Here is a 15,124-nt window from a genome sequence, read left to right on the forward strand (position 1 = left end):
ATCAGAACCAGTACATAACCTGTACTGCCCACATTCGCCAGTACTCGGCTGTGTCTGGTGTATTCTGAGGGCTGGGAATGCTTGTCAGACGGCCGGCTCCGTTTACCCAGTGATGTTCGGCCTGAATGCGCCAGTTGGGCCTTGGATCCCACTGAACACCTACCGTAGCGGTCTTCTCATAACCAAAATAAGCAGGAATGACACCACCGGTTGCCGCTTCAAGCTTTTCACCATCACGGTCATTGCGGTCGGAGACATACATGTCGTATCCCAGCGTCAGGGTAAACTGAGAATTGAGCATGTAACGGATCTGCGCGTATCCCCCTTCCCCTTTATTTTCATCAAAGTAGGCTGGTGAATAGCCGCCGAAATCACGACTGTGATTACGCTGCAGCTCTGCATTAAACTCCCAGTTTTCCGCATAGTAAACCGCAGACAACGTATATAACCTGACAGTCCTTCCGCCCCCGAACAAGTTTTCCGTGGCTGAAGGGTGGTAGGTAAAGTCGGAATCCAGCCAGCTGGCGCCCAGTTGCCAGTCCAGTGACGGCGGCTGCCAGAACACACTGAACTGATGGGCATAGTCCTGCTTCAATTCTCCCTGTGCAAATTCGCCCAGCAACGCTTTTGTCTGATAGCTGCTCATGGGGGAACTGCCGTAACTCCAGTTTATCTTCAGATTTCCCTCGTCAGAGGAGCGGTACAATTGCAGTAACACTCCATCACTGCCCAGCGCTACATCACGGAAATTATCGAAATAAATGGATTGCGGCAGAATGATAGTAGAACGGGTTTGCGGCACATCCCGGGTGGCAGAATATAACCAGTGCGGACTTTTAAAACGGCCCAGGTTGATATTTGCGGTCCAGTTTTCCATATCCGGCAAACGCCAGTCGACAAACAAATAGTCAATTCTGGCACCGCGCTCATAGCGATTGCCGCCATCCAGATAAACAGCCTGCCCGACCACAGCAAGGGAGGCGTTCATATCGTAGCGCATGTTTATTCCCAACTCAGTGAGGTCAAAGCTGATTTCATCATCTTCATGGATAAAGTCGCTGTCGATTGACTGGCTTATTCCCTGAGAGAGAAACCCGTGCCAGCTGAACGCATCTTCAGCCAGGCAGTCCCCGGCGACCAGTGCGGAGAAGAAAAATACAAAAATGGCAGGAAAAGACTTCATGGTACGATAACCTCCCTGACGTCCTGCGACCAGGTTCCCTGATACGCATAACCGACGGCGCCCGGCGTGCTGGCTACGGCTTCCAGCACTTCAGTTTGAGTAGCGAGAGTCTGAGGCCGCTCTCCCTGACCGGAATAAATGATTTGATTCCACAGCCTTTCCAGCTGATAGGGAAACATTTTCAGCACTTGCCGGCAAAAGTCCCGGTGAGCATCTGAATTTGATTCCAGCACATACACCGTAATTTTTGTGCCATCGGGCCAGTACTGTTTGCGGGCTGAAAAAATATCGCGCACTTCACTGCGGGTAAGTTGATGTTGCTGAACATTTTTATTCAGAATCACTGCCGCTTCAGAAGCATGGGCTGAAAAAGTGATACACAGAATAATGCAGGCTACAAGCATCCGTAGCAGCGGGAGACCCTGTCTGGTCGCAACGTCCTGGCGGAAGAAAATGAGCAAATGACACCTCATCCTTAAAGAAACGTGTCTGATAGAATTTTGCGTATATACAGTGTAGAGGGTTCTGGCCATTTTGCGTGATTTTTTTTGAGGAAAATCACATTCATACAAAATGACCAATAAATCTACAGCAACTGGTCAACCATTTGAATAACACTGGCCGTTGAGATACGGGACATCAAGTCCGGTCCTTTTGCTCTTGTTCCCCAGGGCAGTGATTCCCATGATTTACCAGTTTGCTCTTTAATACACTCATCGTAAACCGACACGACGTGCTGTAAATCATTGTACGGACCGGTCCGGCGGGGATTAGAGTGGGCGTATAAACCGATAACCGGAGTGCCGGCCATTGTTGCCATATGCGCAGGGCCGGTATCCGGTGCGATCACCAGTGATGCCCGCTCAAGCACAGCCAGCATATCGTGCAATGATGTTTTACCTACAAGATCACGGGCGATATGACTGGTGCAACGTAAAATGGCATCGGCAAGTTGCCGGTCAACCGGCCCGGGGCCACCGCACAGTATCACAGGAATGCCTTTTTCATGCAGGTGGTCAGCAACCGCCGCATAGCGCTCAGGTAACCAGTTTCGTTCAGCTTTGCTTGCTGCAGGGCTGATTACCGCAAAACGGCCATATTCTTCTGCCAGTTCTGCGGCAAATTCAAAAGCACTTTCAGGCAGGGGTAAATCCCACTCAGGCTTTCCGGCAGGAGGCAGACCAAGTGCGTCGCCGAAATCCATGAAGCCATCCAGAACATGCGCATGCTGCCTCGCTTTGACCCTTTTATTAGCAAACAGCCAGTGAAGCTCTTTGCTTCTGGCCCAGTCGAAACCGATCCTCTCACGGGCTTTGATAACCCTTGATGCCAGATTCGCTCTTAATGCCACCTGCATCATCAGCAATGCATCGAAATATTCTCCGCTGACGGCTTCGCCCAGGGCATTGACGGCCTGTTTGCCCTGCTTTTTATCGAACACGATAAAACGGACGTCCGGCAACATTTTCATCAGCTCATATTCAATTTTTCCGATGACCCAGGTTAACTCTGCATCCGGCCAGTGTTGTTTTATCCGATGGACTAACGCCGCCGCATGGCAGACATCGCCAATAGCAGACAACCTCATCAAACAAATCTTTTTCTTCAAGGACCCACCTCTAAAGCTGAAAACTGTGAAATTTTCATTACAATGACCAATTTACCACATTAACGATGTAGCATGGCGATAAAACAAGTGTCAGCAGGCAGTCACCATATCCTGATCTGCGCAGATGAATATCCGCAAATTACACCGCAGTGGTTTGACCCGCAATGGTGGCAGGAAAAAGGTGCTGTTACCGGTCAGGCGAAAGGCCGGGGGACCACGTTATTTCTGGACGTAGATGGAGATGCGCTTGTGCTGCGCCATTATCGTCGCGGCGGATTACCGGGCAAATTGCTTGACGACCAGTATGTGTTTGGCGGACTTGAGGCAACACGTCCCTTTAAAGAACTTCGTTTGCTGTCAGCCATGCGGGACCAGGGTTTGAACGTACCCCGCCCGGTGGCAGCACATGTACAGCGTAGTGGTCTGGTATACTGGGGGGATTTAATTACCGCAATGATTCCTGAAAGTCAGGATCTGCATGCTGTGCTATGCCGCCAACCGTTACCGGAAGATAAATGGTTTGCTACAGGTGTTGCCGTAGCCAGAATGCACCGTGCCGGTGTGTACCATCACGATTTGAATGTGAGAAACGTGATGGTAGATAGTCGGGAAGAAATCTGGATCATTGATTTTGATCGCTGTGACTTCCGCGCCGGCGATAAATGGAAAACCCGAAACGTGGCGCGTTTTTTACGCTCACTGGTTAAAGAAAAAAATAAGCATGCCGGATTTCACTGGCAGCAAAGCGACTGGAATGCCTTTCTTGAGGGCTTGCAATCTGTGTGATTGAAAGTCAGCCCGCAGACAGGTAATTTCGTTATCTCTACAGAAAAGAAGACACACTATGCACACACGAGCCATTTACCCGGGCACTTTTGACCCGATAACAAACGGGCATGCAGATTTAATCGAGCGTGCTTCCCAAATGTTTTCACATGTCATTGTGGCTATTGCGTCAAACCCCAGCAAAAAGCCACTTTTCTCGCTGGAAGAACGAGTGGAGATGATTCGTGAAGTCACCAAAGACTTACCTAACGTAGAAGTTCGTGGCTTTACCGGACTGCTCGCCGCGTTCGCGGATGAGATTAACGCTACGATACTTATCCGTGGTTTGCGTGCGGTGTCGGACTTCGAGTACGAATTTCAACTGGCGAATATGAACCGCCGCCTGAATCCGAAGCTGGAAAGTGTGTTCCTGACCCCGGCAGAAGAAAACTCGTTTATCTCATCCACGCTGGTCAAAGAAGTTGCTTTGCATAAGGGTAAAGTGACTGACTTTTGTCATCCTGTCGTGGAAGAAGCGCTGAAGCAGCGCTTTCACGGTAAGTGATAGTTTGCAGAATGTGATGAACCGTCTGCCGCAGAGATGCGGCAGTCAGAACCCGCTGGATGGATTTACGCCGTATTTCTCAATGAAAGCTATTTCTGGCAGTCAGGACAGTAAAAGGTATTGCGCTGTCCAATCACCACGCTTTTGATTTCACTGCCACACACTTCGCACTCCTTTCCGGCACGGCCATAGACTCTTAAATGCTGGGCGAAATAGCCCGGATTGCCGTCGCTCTGAGCAAAATCTTTCAGTGTAGTACCGCCCTGTTCAATGGCTTTTGCCAGCACTTCTTTAATGGCGTCTGTCAGCAGGACATAACGTTTTGCGCTTACCCGTCCGGCTGCACGGCGCGGGTCGATACCCGACATAAACAGCGCTTCATTGGCATAGATATTCCCGACTCCCACTACCACGTCATTATCCATGATGAAGGTTTTCACCGGGCTCTTTTTCCCTTTGGCCAGTTCCACCAGCCGTTGCGCATCAAAATCGTCTGTAAGCGGCTCAGGCCCCAGTTTCAGAAGCAGTTTATGCATCTCACCTGTCGGCTGCCATAAACAGGCTCCGAAGCGTCTGGGATCGTTAAAACGCAAGCATTTACCGCTTTTGAGCACAATGTCGATATGGTCGTGCTTAACCGGCGGATGCGTGGCGTCAATCACACGTAATTTTCCGGACATGCCCAGATGCAGCACAATCTCTCCGTTGCCGGTATCTATCAATAAGTATTTCGCCCGCCTGCGGATGTTGCGGATCTCACATCCCTCAGCTTTAAAAATATCATCCGGAACAGGCCAGCGAAGCCGCTTGTCACGCACAATGATTTTACTGATTGTCTGATTCATCAGCCAGGGCGAAATGCCGAGGCGGCTTACCTCAACTTCAGGTAATTCAGGCATAGAACATTACTTCCTATTGATCCCAGGGTAGTAAACCGGTGAGTGTAGCATCACTCAGGCGGTACCAGGCATTCTCTGTTTTCACCAGCGTTTTATCTTGTTGGGGATAAAAGGCAAACACCAGGCCGTCAGACTGGCCGGCCAGCCACACCACTGCTACCAGAGGCTCAGTTTGCGGCTCCGCCGACATTTCTACAGGCTGCAACGTTGCTGAACGCCAGGCGCTGATTTGCTGCGCGGGAGTAGTGACAATCTCCGGGTCCGGAGACACCTGCCGCCACCCCTGTCCGTTTCTGACCAGCTGGCTCTGCCCCTGCTCTATTTTTAACACATAAGCGTCTTGCGGGATCAACGGCACCACGGCGGGCGCTTTTGCCGATGGCAAAAATGTATCCAGATTGAACAAGGCAATCATCAGCAACATAGAAAATATCACTACGTTGTTCATACCGCGCTGTGAAAGAAAAGCCATAAAGTTACTCACTAAAGAAACCGGAAAGGCTCCTACACCTGCTGTCAGCGCCCGTTCAGAAACACGGCGTAAACCCATCCATGGGGCCTCGGCTGCCGCATCCCTGCGGCAGACGGTTTCTGAACGGGCGCTCACTCCGGTGTTGCGCCTTTTCCGGTAAGATTAACGCACTGGAGGCTAAACGCAAAAAACCCGGCAAAAGCCGGGTTTTCGTGGAGACAAAAGCAAGTTTTATTACTTGATTTTTGCCTCTTTGAACATAACGTGCTTACGCACAACGGGATCGTATTTTTTGATCTCCATTTTGCCAGGCATGTTACGCTTGTTTTTGTCAGTGGTGTAGAAGAAACCTGTACCTGCTGAAGAAACTAATTTAATTTTATCACGCATTGTCGGCTTCCTTAGATTTTCTCACCACGGGCACGAAGATCAGTCAGAACTGAATCGATACCCTTTTTATCGATGATACGCATGCCTTTAGCAGACAGACGCAGTTTAACAAAACGGTTTTCGCTCTCAACCCAAAAACGGTGAGTTTGAAGATTTGGCAAAAAGCGACGACGAGTCGCATTGCGCGCGTGCGAACGGTTATTACCAACCGCTGGACGCTTACCAGTAACTTGGCATACTCTTGACATTGTATTTGTCTCCAGAACTACAAAACTGTCGCGCCAATCGATCCCACCTAATAAGTATTCCGGGTCAGTTGACGATATTACGATAAATTAGAGGGCGCATTTTATACAGCAAACAGACGCAGATTTCAATAAAAAAGGCTAAAAACCTTCTTTTCTTCGCGACATTTTTTACGCTAACTCATTTTTTAGCCGCGCGCAGACCATGAAAATTCATCCGTCACGCACAATCGGGGGCGCATAATACCACCTAAAATCGATCCTGTAACGATCTGATCGCAGATCTTTTACTCAATGATCAGATCAATCCAGGAATGACGATCGCGCATTCGTGAAATCAATCAGTCTCGCCGGCCGTCTTAACATTTGTCCGCCATCACGTGAAATCGGGATCCAGGGGAACGTACCACGCCCTTTCGCCGGCTTCAGCGTAAATAAATCCAGCGGCACGGAAATATAGAAACCTTTGGTAAAGCTTCCTTCTCCGTACTCTTCTGACGATACATCGGTAAATGCAGCATACGCTCCCACCACAATACCGCTGTCGAAGCGCTTGGCGAAATCGATATTCACCCCTTTGTCTTTAGCAAGGAACTGTCCGGCGCTCACCGTCAGCATGGTGTCATCCAGAAACTCAGGTTCCCAGTAAGCACTGATGTGGCCGGTGAAGGCTGTATAGTCCAGGAAACTGAACTGATCATCATAATCACGCTGCTTAACGTAATTTACGTCCACACCAAACGCCAGAGAACTGTCTACAGGACGCCAGAGAACTTCACCACCAGCACCGCCGTACATGGTCTCCAGGTAACCACCGTAAGCCTGGGCGAAGAAATCGTTGCCAAGGCTGTCATTCCACTGCATGAAGGCGGTATCAACCCACAAGTCATTTTCCACATATTCACGCACGTAGGTTCGTACACGGGGAAGGGTTGATGTATCCTGGTCAACGGTAAAGCTGAACTTGTCGAAATTATCGAAGAGTGTGGCGCGGATACTGGAAATTGCGGTCCAGTTCTGGTTTATCGCATAGCCGCCACTCAGGATCAGGCCGCCCTGATAAAGATAAAAATCTTCCGGGTTACCGAATGTCTGGGTATAGAAGAAGTCGACAGAATGGAACAATCCGCTGGTTTTTTCCGGGTCGTACTTATCGAGTACATTGTCTTCCGGCGCCTGTCGTGTGTATGTCTGCTTAATATCTGCTTCGATATCTTCGTATTTAGCAGCCACTTTAAATGCATCCGCATCAATGACAGTATCCACCAGCGGTAAACGACCGGCATTTTCGACGATATGGTAAGACTTCACCGATTCAGGCAACTCAGACGCAGCAATACGCCCAATACGCTCAGCCGCTTCATTTTTATCACGGTATGCAATCTGATTACCGTAGAAAATGGCTTTGTCTTCTTCAATAGAAGCATCAGAAAGAATAAAGCCGCCATCAAATGCCAGGTCACGGTATAAACGGCGCTTATTAACGGAATCCACACCTGCAGCAGGTTTTGACTGCACGATATCTCTTGGCGGCTTATCTATTTTCACCTGTTTAGCGGTATTCATATTGAAGTGATAAGTCACACCAAATCCGAATGTATTTCCGCGCTGATAGTTTGCAGAGAAGTCGAATCCTTTCCAACGGTACACGGCACCGATGTTAAAGCGGGTATCCTGCTCCAGTGCACCCGCGCGGTCATTGGTATAATTGTTTCCTTCGTATTCCAGCTTTAGGCGCAGAGGCTCCCAGGGAGTCTGATACTCAATACCACCAAATACAGCCATAGGGCCTTTGAAGAATTGCTGATAGTCAACTTTACCGCCCCGGCCGGAGAATCCGGCTGGTCTGTCGCAGTAACTGTCTTTCAGCTTACAGAAAGGATTAGTAATATCGTCAGCGGTGCCCATATAACCCCAGCCAAGGCCAAGGTGAAAGTCGAACGGCCCCCAGGCTTTTGATGCTGTGACATATTCGCTTTCGAAAAAACCGGTGCCACCAAAGTCACGGAAACCCAGCGACACTTCAGGGAAATAAAACCCTTCTTTCAATAATCTGAATTTTACATCCAGACCTTTGTCTTTCAGCGTTTGATCACCACTGAAACTTGGTACATCGCTGTAAAGCCGGGTACGTACGTCGGTATAGCGGGCAGTGGCCTGCATCCAGTCGTACAACTGTAAATTCACCGACCAGAACCGGTATTCCTGATTGTCGGTGTAATTAATAAATAAGTCACCTTCCTCACCCATTCGCGAAGTCGGTGTCTGAATCAGTCCGGTTCCGCCCTGCACCATCTGTGAAGGCTGAACCTGCAGTGTTACGCTGTCATTACTCATCGCAGCACTACTAAAACAGGCTGCAGCAACAGCTACCGCACAACGTGTGTGCGTTTCTTTAAATTTCATCATGGCAGCACCCTGTGAACAGCAAGACTGGCCACTTTTTCATTTAAATCATCAACGTCAGGCGATAACAACCAGGTAAACAACGGCACGTAAATTTGACTGCCGGGCATGACTTGAGAATAAGATTTCCCCCAGTACGCGATATTCTGTTTAGTGATTTCTCCGCGGGGGGAAATAACATACACATAATCAGGGTCGGCATAGCCTCTCAGGTTCACCCCTTCAGCGTAATCTGCCGGCGTACTCTGATTGCGGTATTCATATGACCCCGGCGTTTTCACCATGCCACTGAGCCACACGGTATCCGGTCTGCCGGTAAGGTAAATGGCGTAATTCCCTTCCTGAAGCATAGGATTTTGCTTCACGTCAAGCCGGGCCGCGTTCCGGTTCAACTTTACAGGCAGGCGTTTTGCCAGCGTCCAGTTTTCTACCTGTCTTTTAAGGGCGTTCAGTGCAATCGCTTTATCGTCGTTCACACTTAAATCTACAGCTACCGCATCAATGGACTGCAACACGTCTTTGCGCATGGCTTCAACGTCTGCAGTGTTCTCGCTGTAAATAGCACAGGCGGGCCAGTACCAGTCACCATTTTTTGCGGTTGTCTGCAAAATAAGAGACAGCCTGACCGGATTCAGATAACGGTACTGCTGACCGTTTACTTTTACATTCACCGATGCCAGCGTGGATGCACTGAATAATGAGATAATGATTAGCGCCAACAATCCTTTCATGGCTTCACCTCCTGACCATCAATCAGTCGCTGGGCACGGCTCAGATACGTCATGGTAATTAACTCTCCGGCCGGCGATAACAGTTGTTCAGATTTCAGCATTTCACCACTTTTATCATCAAACCAGTAACGGTTTACCCACTGTGTCCCCGTTTCATAAAAAGGGCTGGCACCGTTAAAATTGACTGTTTGTTCAACCAGATACACAGAAAATTCATAATCCATAATCGTTAACTGGCTTGCCTCACTGCGCTGCCAGACAGTTTGTACATCCAGTCCGTAGCCATAATTTTCAACGTCCACCAGATAATCCCATGACAACGCTGCCCCAGTTGGATCAAACAGTGGATTAGCCAAAAGATCTGAGTGATAAATTAAATCGTTTGCGAGCCCGTGGGTTTCGGTAATCACGCCCTTCTGCATAGAAAGTAAGGCATGATCAGCGGATACCCAGGTTTGTGTTTCACCTTCGATATAGGCCAGCGCCATGATGATCTGCACACGATCACCATGTTTAACGGCCATTAAATCCGCTTTGCTTTGTCTCAGAGTTTCAGAGGAAACGGTGTTGTCAGATTGCGTGAAGGCCAGTTTGAGCGTGTCGTAATAAGCTTTATTCGTGCTGGAACAACCGCTGACCAGTGCTAGGGCGAACAGAGAAGAAAGAATCCTGCGGAACATATTCCTAAACATCTTATTAGTAAAGCGATGAAAAAACGGCGGGGTACACCAGAAATAAAAAAGCCGCTCCGGTTAAGGGGCGGCTTTCAAAATACATTCAGAACTTACTGAGGTGCGTAAGTATAAGTTACTGTGATAGGAGTAGTAACTGTAATAGTTTGCGTACCAGATACAGTAACAGTGTCAGTTACTGTAGTTGTTGAGCCAACACATACACCGTCAACCAGCTCGTCACCATCGTTACAAGTTGGATCTGGATCTACAACGCCATCGTCCAGGTCAGCTGAACCACGGTTGTTGCTCACGATTGCGCCTAATACGCCCAGGCCGATAACACCAGTAGCGATAGAACCGGCAGTCAAGCTACCAGTAGCTCCAGTGGAACCTTCCCCAGAATTGTCTTGTGCAACAGCACCAAAAGCCATGGTTGCACCGATGACCAATGAAATTAATGACTGTTTCATAATTGTCCTTTATTAAAAATCCACCGACGCACTATCCTAAAGCATTTGTCACTAAGTGACTACTCTCCAGGCATAATTTGGTCGTAAAAAATATACGTTTCACATGCTCGTCGCATGGATCGCCGACGATCTGTCAGGATCGTAGACTTCAGTATAGCAAGGTTCAAAATTACATCAATCCTTTCTGTGCTAAAGAAAACACAGAATTATCTCCCACGATAAAATGATCTAACACACTGACATCAATAAGATTGAGCGCATGTTTTACATCCCGGGTGAGACGAATATCGGCATCGCTGGGATCTGATACGCCGGAAGGATGGTTATGGACCAGAATGACCGCAGCGGCGTTGTCATCAATGACCTGCTTCACGATCTCACGGGGATAAACGGCTGCCGCATTCAATGTGCCTGTGAAAAGTGTTCTGAAGGCAATAAGATGGTGCTGACTGTTAAGGCACATAATTGCAAAGTGCTCTTTGTATTCATGACGCAAGGATGCCAGCAGGAAGGCTTCAACATCACTGACATGATTAAAAACCGATCTCGATTTCAACGGGGTTTCCAGCACTCTGCGGGATATTTCCGATACTGCGGCAATTTGTGCATAACGCATATCGCCTACCCCTTTGATATCACATAAACGGGCTTTTTTTGCACACACTACTTCCCGCAGAGAACCGAACTCGTCCAGTAGATTCCGCGCGATACACAACGCCCCTGCACCACCCATACCGCTGCCAAATAACACTGCCAGCACTTCAGCATCAGAAAGTGCTGCCACGCCCTTTTCAAACAACTTTTCCCTCGGTCTTTCAGCCAGCGGCCATGTTTTTAACCCGGTCATATCTGTTCCTTTATCATACGGAACAACAGCCTACGCTTTAACAAACAAGCTCACTACTGGCTGCAATGCCAGATCGCTCTGTCTACCGGTAACAGAAAACATCTGGTAGGCTTACCGCAATCTTATTGTCTGAAAAATGCACTATGCACTTATTCAATAAAAAAATTCTTCTGGGTGTTACCGGCGGTATTGCTGCCTATAAAACACCGGATCTGGTAAGAAAACTGAAAGCGCAGGGCGCTGACGTAAGAGTGGTACTGACACGTGGTGCAACAGAATTTGTCAGTTCATTATCGTTACAGGCGGTTTCCGGCCATCAGGTTCACAGCGAGTTGCTGGACGAGCAGGCTGAAGCCGGAATGGGTCATATCGAACTGGCGAAATGGGCCGATGTTTTATTGATTGCACCGGCCACGGCGCACTGCATGGCTAAACTGGCGCATGGCCTGGCGGATGACCTGCTTTCAACATTATACCTCGCAACCACAGCTCAGGTTTTCATTGCTCCTGCCATGAATCAGCAAATGTGGCAGGCACGGGCAACGCAGGATAACCTGCAAAAATTGCAACTTCGTGCCATCCGTTTCATAGGGCCGGCAGCAGGCGAACAGGCATGTGGCGATGTGGGACCGGGCAGAATGGAAGAACCGGAACTTATCGTATCTGCATTAGCCAGTGCCCTGACCGGTAATAAGCTGGAAGGTAAAAAAGTTGTCATTACTGCGGGACCAACCAGAGAGCCCATTGACCCGGTCAGATACTTATCAAATCACAGCAGTGGCAAAATGGGATACGCCGTAGCACAGGCTGCGGCTGAGCAGGGCGCAGAGGTTGTGCTGGTGTCCGGCCCGGTTTCCCTGACAGTACCACCCGGGGTAAAACGCATCAGTGTGCAAACTGCTGATGATATGCTCGAAGCAGTCATGAGTGAGATCAACTCAGCGCAAATCTTCATTGCAGCGGCAGCCGTTGCCGATTATCGTATTAATCATCAGGCAGAAAATAAGATTAAAAAATCTGATGATAAGTTAACACTTACTTTTGTTAAAAACCCTGATATTCTTAAGACTGTAGCAGCATTACCCTCTCCACCATTTACGGTAGGTTTTGCTGCTGAAAGCCAGAATGTGGAAGCTTATGCACGGGGCAAATTAGAAAATAAAAACCTCGACATGATTGCTGCGAATGACATCACCCTGGAAGGGCTTGGCTTTAACAGTGACGAAAATGCGCTGCATGTCATCTGGAAAGAGGATGACTTAAAGTTGCCTCCGGCGAATAAAACAGAGTTAGCCAAATCGCTAATCGCGCTGGTTGCAAAACAATATAATGATAAACAATCAAATTAATGGTCTGCCGGTCGATAAACCGACATAAGATAATCAAAAACACAGACCACTTTAAAATGGAACCGGGATTGAGAACTGATCCTGAAGCAGAGGAAACACTCGCCTTATGCCTGCTGTAAAGAAAACAAACCGCCGGGCCCAGATACTTCAAGCACTGGCCGGCATGCTGGAAACGCACCAGGGCCAGCGCATCACAACCGCGAAACTCGCTGAAAAGGTGGGTGTATCAGAAGCGGCACTTTATCGTCACTTCCCGAGCAAAGCCCGGATGTTCGAAGGGCTCATCGAATTTATTGAAGAAACGTTATTCTCCCGTATCAATAAAATTCTGAACGAGGAAAAGGATTCAGCAGCACGGTGCCAGCTCATTTTGCACTTGTTACTGGGCTTTGCAGAGAAGAATCCCGGCATAACCCGCATCCTGAATGGCGATGCCCTGATGGGTGAACAGGACCGGTTGCGTGCACGGATTGCCAAGTTATTCGAAAGGCTGGAAACCCAACTGAAGCAAATTTTGCGTGAACGCAAGTTACGGGAAGGTAAAACGCTGGCTGCAGACGAAGGTGTAGTAGCTAATATGATGATTTGTTATGTCGACGGCCGGATAAACCAGTTCATTCGCAGTGGTTTCACCCGCAAGCCTACTGAGCAGTTCAACGAACAATGGCAGATGTTCAGACAGGTCTTTATCTGATTTGTCTGTACCGGAAATACAAAGAGCGCGATACCGCGCTCTTTTTCGTTAAGCTTAAAAACTCTGAAACTACTGCTTACTGAATGTATTGCCGAAGAAGTCTCCGTCATTCCACTCAGGACGGTTAGCCTGAGTAGCCAGTGTCAGTCCGATTTCAGCGTTCACACGAGTGAAAGTTTTTGCAGCTTCCCAGTTAAATGGCTGGTTAATATCGTCACTGGGCTTGTGATAATGGGTTGCCAGAAACTCACCGAATTTTTTACTGCCATCTATATCAGGATCTTTAGATGTCAGACCGGGTACCATAAACACCGAAGGCACACCCTGCTTTACAAAAGCATAGTGATCAGAGCGGGTAAACAATGCCTGCTCTGGCCAGGGGTCCGGACTCAGAGTAATGCCGGCATTGCCTGCTGCCTCTTCTACTGACGCTTTCATGTCGCTGTGACTGGCACCAAATGCAATAACATCAGCAAAGGGATACGTCAGGATTGGCATATCCAGATTTACGTCAGCCACCATGGATGTTACCGGCACCGTTGGATTACGGGCGAAATAATCAGCGCCCAGCAGCCCTTTTTCTTCGCCGGTTACGGAAACAAACAAAATTGACCGGGATGGCTTATCGGGCAATTCACTGAACAGCCTTGCGGTTTCGAGCATCACGGCAGTACCTGAAGCATTGTCCATGGCACCGTTATTGATGTTGTCTTTCTTAACGGTTTTGGCAAAGCCGATATGGTCGGAGTGAGCAGAAAAAACCACATATTCATTTTTAAGGGTTGGATCGCTGCCTTCAATCATACCCACCACATTCGGGCTGGTAATTTGAGAATGCAGACTCTTCTTACTCAGAGAAATAGTACCCGGAATCACAAAACCTGCCGGCGATTTGTCTTCTTCCAGTTCCGCGTAAATATCATTCAAAGAAACAGGAGCATTAGCAAATAGTTGCTGTGCGGCCGGTTCGCTAAGATAAGCACTGCCTTTCAACTGTGCGAACGTGTTCGCCGGTACGCCGTTTTCATCCACCCATGCCATACGGGGAGTATGAATGTAGCTGAGCATATTCTGATACGGGCGTACTTTTTCAGCCACTGGCGTAGAAACCGTTATCATACCAATGGCACCATGCTGTGCAGCATAAGACTGCTTCTGATAACCCGACGCGAAGTGCGCCCCTTCTTCACTGGGGAAAGAGGCTGGCTTACCGGAGAGTACCACTACTATTTTGCCTTCCACATCCAGACCGGCGTAGTCATCGTGATTCAGTTCATCAGCAATGATGCCATAACCGGCGAAGACCATCTCACCGCTCAGAGCAGAGTCGGTGGCCATTAAATCTGGACCGGTCAAATAATCTTTAGGGTAAGCAAAAGACAACGTCCCGCCTTCCGTCTGATAAGTAAATTCGGGAGATTCCTGCACCAGACTGGCCTTGCGGAAAGGTACTGGTTGCATAAAGCCATCCGTACCAGCCGGTTTGAGACCATATTTGGCAAATTCGATGGCAATATATAACGCAGCAATATCGTGCCCGCGGGAACCGGTATCACGGCCTTCCAGCAAATCATCAGCAAGGAAGAACAGGTGAGATTTGATTCTGTTCGTGTCAGGATTGAAATGGCTGCTAACGGCATCATCCTGCGCCGCCACACCCGTAATAGCAGACGCAGCGAACAGCCCGCTCAGGATTAATTTTCTTATCATAATCATCTTCAAAATTGCATAAACCACGGGCATGTTAACCCGGAAGATGATTTAAGCAAGGCGATTAACCCTATCCCTTGATACTTCCATGGTTTACGCTACGCTCAATAGAAGT

Annotated in this window: 17 protein-coding genes; 4 read left to right on the top strand and 13 right to left on the bottom strand. The window is 48.6% G+C overall.

Translation table 11 applies throughout. From position 1 onward, the window contains the following. Position 1 precedes the first annotated feature (1 nt). From ACXAGR_RS09160 to ACXAGR_RS09170, 3 genes are all read right to left on the bottom strand, one after another. The gene (locus ACXAGR_RS09160; protein WP_474849463.1) at positions 2-1,183 is read right to left on the bottom strand and encodes a hypothetical protein; all 1,182 of its coding nucleotides are present in this window, start codon (positions 1,181-1,183) and stop codon (positions 2-4) included. Next, positions 1,180-1,587, bottom strand: a complete 408-nt coding sequence (locus ACXAGR_RS09165) for a hypothetical protein (protein WP_474844128.1) — start codon at positions 1,585-1,587, stop codon at positions 1,180-1,182. Before ACXAGR_RS09165 ends, ACXAGR_RS09160 begins: the two co-directional genes overlap by 4 nt. 182 nt (positions 1,588-1,769) lie before the next feature. Continuing rightward, positions 1,770-2,771, bottom strand: coding sequence for a glycosyltransferase family 9 protein (locus ACXAGR_RS09170; RefSeq protein WP_474849499.1), 1,002 nt, complete (start codon positions 2,769-2,771; stop codon positions 1,770-1,772). 93 nt (positions 2,772-2,864) lie between these two features. Between ACXAGR_RS09170 and ACXAGR_RS09175 the strand changes: the two genes are divergently transcribed. Both ACXAGR_RS09175 and coaD read left to right on the top strand, forming a co-directional pair. Then, positions 2,865-3,578: a 3-deoxy-D-manno-octulosonic acid kinase gene (locus ACXAGR_RS09175; RefSeq protein WP_474849465.1), complete on the top strand. Its 714-nt coding sequence runs from the start codon at positions 2,865-2,867 to the stop codon at positions 3,576-3,578. A 58-nt stretch (positions 3,579-3,636) separates the two neighbouring features. After that, positions 3,637-4,122 carry a pantetheine-phosphate adenylyltransferase gene (gene coaD, locus ACXAGR_RS09180; protein ID WP_474844130.1) on the top strand — a complete coding sequence of 162 codons (486 nt, stop codon included), beginning with the start codon at positions 3,637-3,639 and terminating at the stop codon, positions 4,120-4,122. 89 nt (positions 4,123-4,211) lie between these two features. On the opposite strand, the gene mutM is transcribed toward coaD, so the two are convergent. From mutM to radC, 9 genes are all read right to left on the bottom strand, one after another. Then, a complete protein-coding gene (gene mutM, locus ACXAGR_RS09185; protein ID WP_474849467.1) occupies positions 4,212-5,021 on the bottom strand; it encodes a bifunctional DNA-formamidopyrimidine glycosylase/DNA-(apurinic or apyrimidinic site) lyase in 810 nt (269 codons plus the stop codon). Positions 5,022-5,034: 13 nt separating this feature from the next. Beyond that, the gene (locus ACXAGR_RS09190) at positions 5,035-5,628 is read right to left on the bottom strand and encodes a hypothetical protein (protein WP_474849469.1); all 594 of its coding nucleotides are present in this window, start codon (positions 5,626-5,628) and stop codon (positions 5,035-5,037) included. 99 nt (positions 5,629-5,727) lie between these two features. Beyond that, complete coding sequence (gene rpmG / locus ACXAGR_RS09195; RefSeq protein WP_012516577.1) at positions 5,728-5,883, bottom strand: 50S ribosomal protein L33; 156 nt, start codon at positions 5,881-5,883, stop codon at positions 5,728-5,730. Positions 5,884-5,894: 11 nt separating this feature from the next. After that, a complete protein-coding gene (gene rpmB, locus ACXAGR_RS09200; protein WP_119499464.1) occupies positions 5,895-6,131 on the bottom strand; it encodes a 50S ribosomal protein L28 in 237 nt (78 codons plus the stop codon). A 300-nt stretch (positions 6,132-6,431) separates the two neighbouring features. Continuing rightward, complete coding sequence (locus tag ACXAGR_RS09205; protein WP_474849471.1) at positions 6,432-8,537, bottom strand: YjbH domain-containing protein; 2,106 nt, start codon at positions 8,535-8,537, stop codon at positions 6,432-6,434. Further along, entirely contained in the window at positions 8,534-9,265 is a 732-nt protein-coding gene (locus ACXAGR_RS09210) for a capsule biosynthesis GfcC family protein (protein ID WP_474844134.1), read from the bottom strand. The genes ACXAGR_RS09205 and ACXAGR_RS09210 overlap by 4 nt, the downstream gene beginning before the upstream one ends. Further along, positions 9,262-9,945, bottom strand: a complete 684-nt coding sequence (locus tag ACXAGR_RS09215) for a YjbF family lipoprotein (RefSeq protein WP_474844135.1) — start codon at positions 9,943-9,945, stop codon at positions 9,262-9,264. The genes ACXAGR_RS09210 and ACXAGR_RS09215 overlap by 4 nt, the downstream gene beginning before the upstream one ends. 104 nt (positions 9,946-10,049) lie before the next feature. Continuing rightward, positions 10,050-10,409, bottom strand: a complete 360-nt coding sequence (locus ACXAGR_RS09220) for a hypothetical protein (protein WP_474844136.1) — start codon at positions 10,407-10,409, stop codon at positions 10,050-10,052. A gap of 169 nt (positions 10,410-10,578) precedes the next feature. Further along, positions 10,579-11,256 (bottom strand): RadC family protein, encoded by a 678-nt coding sequence (radC, locus tag ACXAGR_RS09225; protein WP_119499460.1) that lies wholly within the window; start codon positions 11,254-11,256, stop codon positions 10,579-10,581. Positions 11,257-11,399: 143 nt separating this feature from the next. On the opposite strand from radC, the gene coaBC reads away from it, so the two are divergent. Both coaBC and slmA read left to right on the top strand, forming a co-directional pair. After that, complete coding sequence (gene coaBC / locus ACXAGR_RS09230; protein WP_474849473.1) at positions 11,400-12,605, top strand: bifunctional phosphopantothenoylcysteine decarboxylase/phosphopantothenate--cysteine ligase CoaBC; 1,206 nt, start codon at positions 11,400-11,402, stop codon at positions 12,603-12,605. 106 nt (positions 12,606-12,711) lie between these two features. Beyond that, positions 12,712-13,299, top strand: coding sequence for a nucleoid occlusion factor SlmA (gene slmA, locus ACXAGR_RS09235; RefSeq protein WP_119499458.1), 588 nt, complete (start codon positions 12,712-12,714; stop codon positions 13,297-13,299). A 69-nt stretch (positions 13,300-13,368) separates the two neighbouring features. Here the strand turns inward: slmA and ACXAGR_RS09240 are convergent, their stop codons facing one another. Then, complete coding sequence (locus tag ACXAGR_RS09240; protein WP_474849475.1) at positions 13,369-15,009, bottom strand: M28 family metallopeptidase; 1,641 nt, start codon at positions 15,007-15,009, stop codon at positions 13,369-13,371. Positions 15,010-15,124 lie beyond the last annotated feature (115 nt).

The sequence above is a fragment of the Alteromonas sp. ABH4_457 genome (assembly GCF_056160625.1).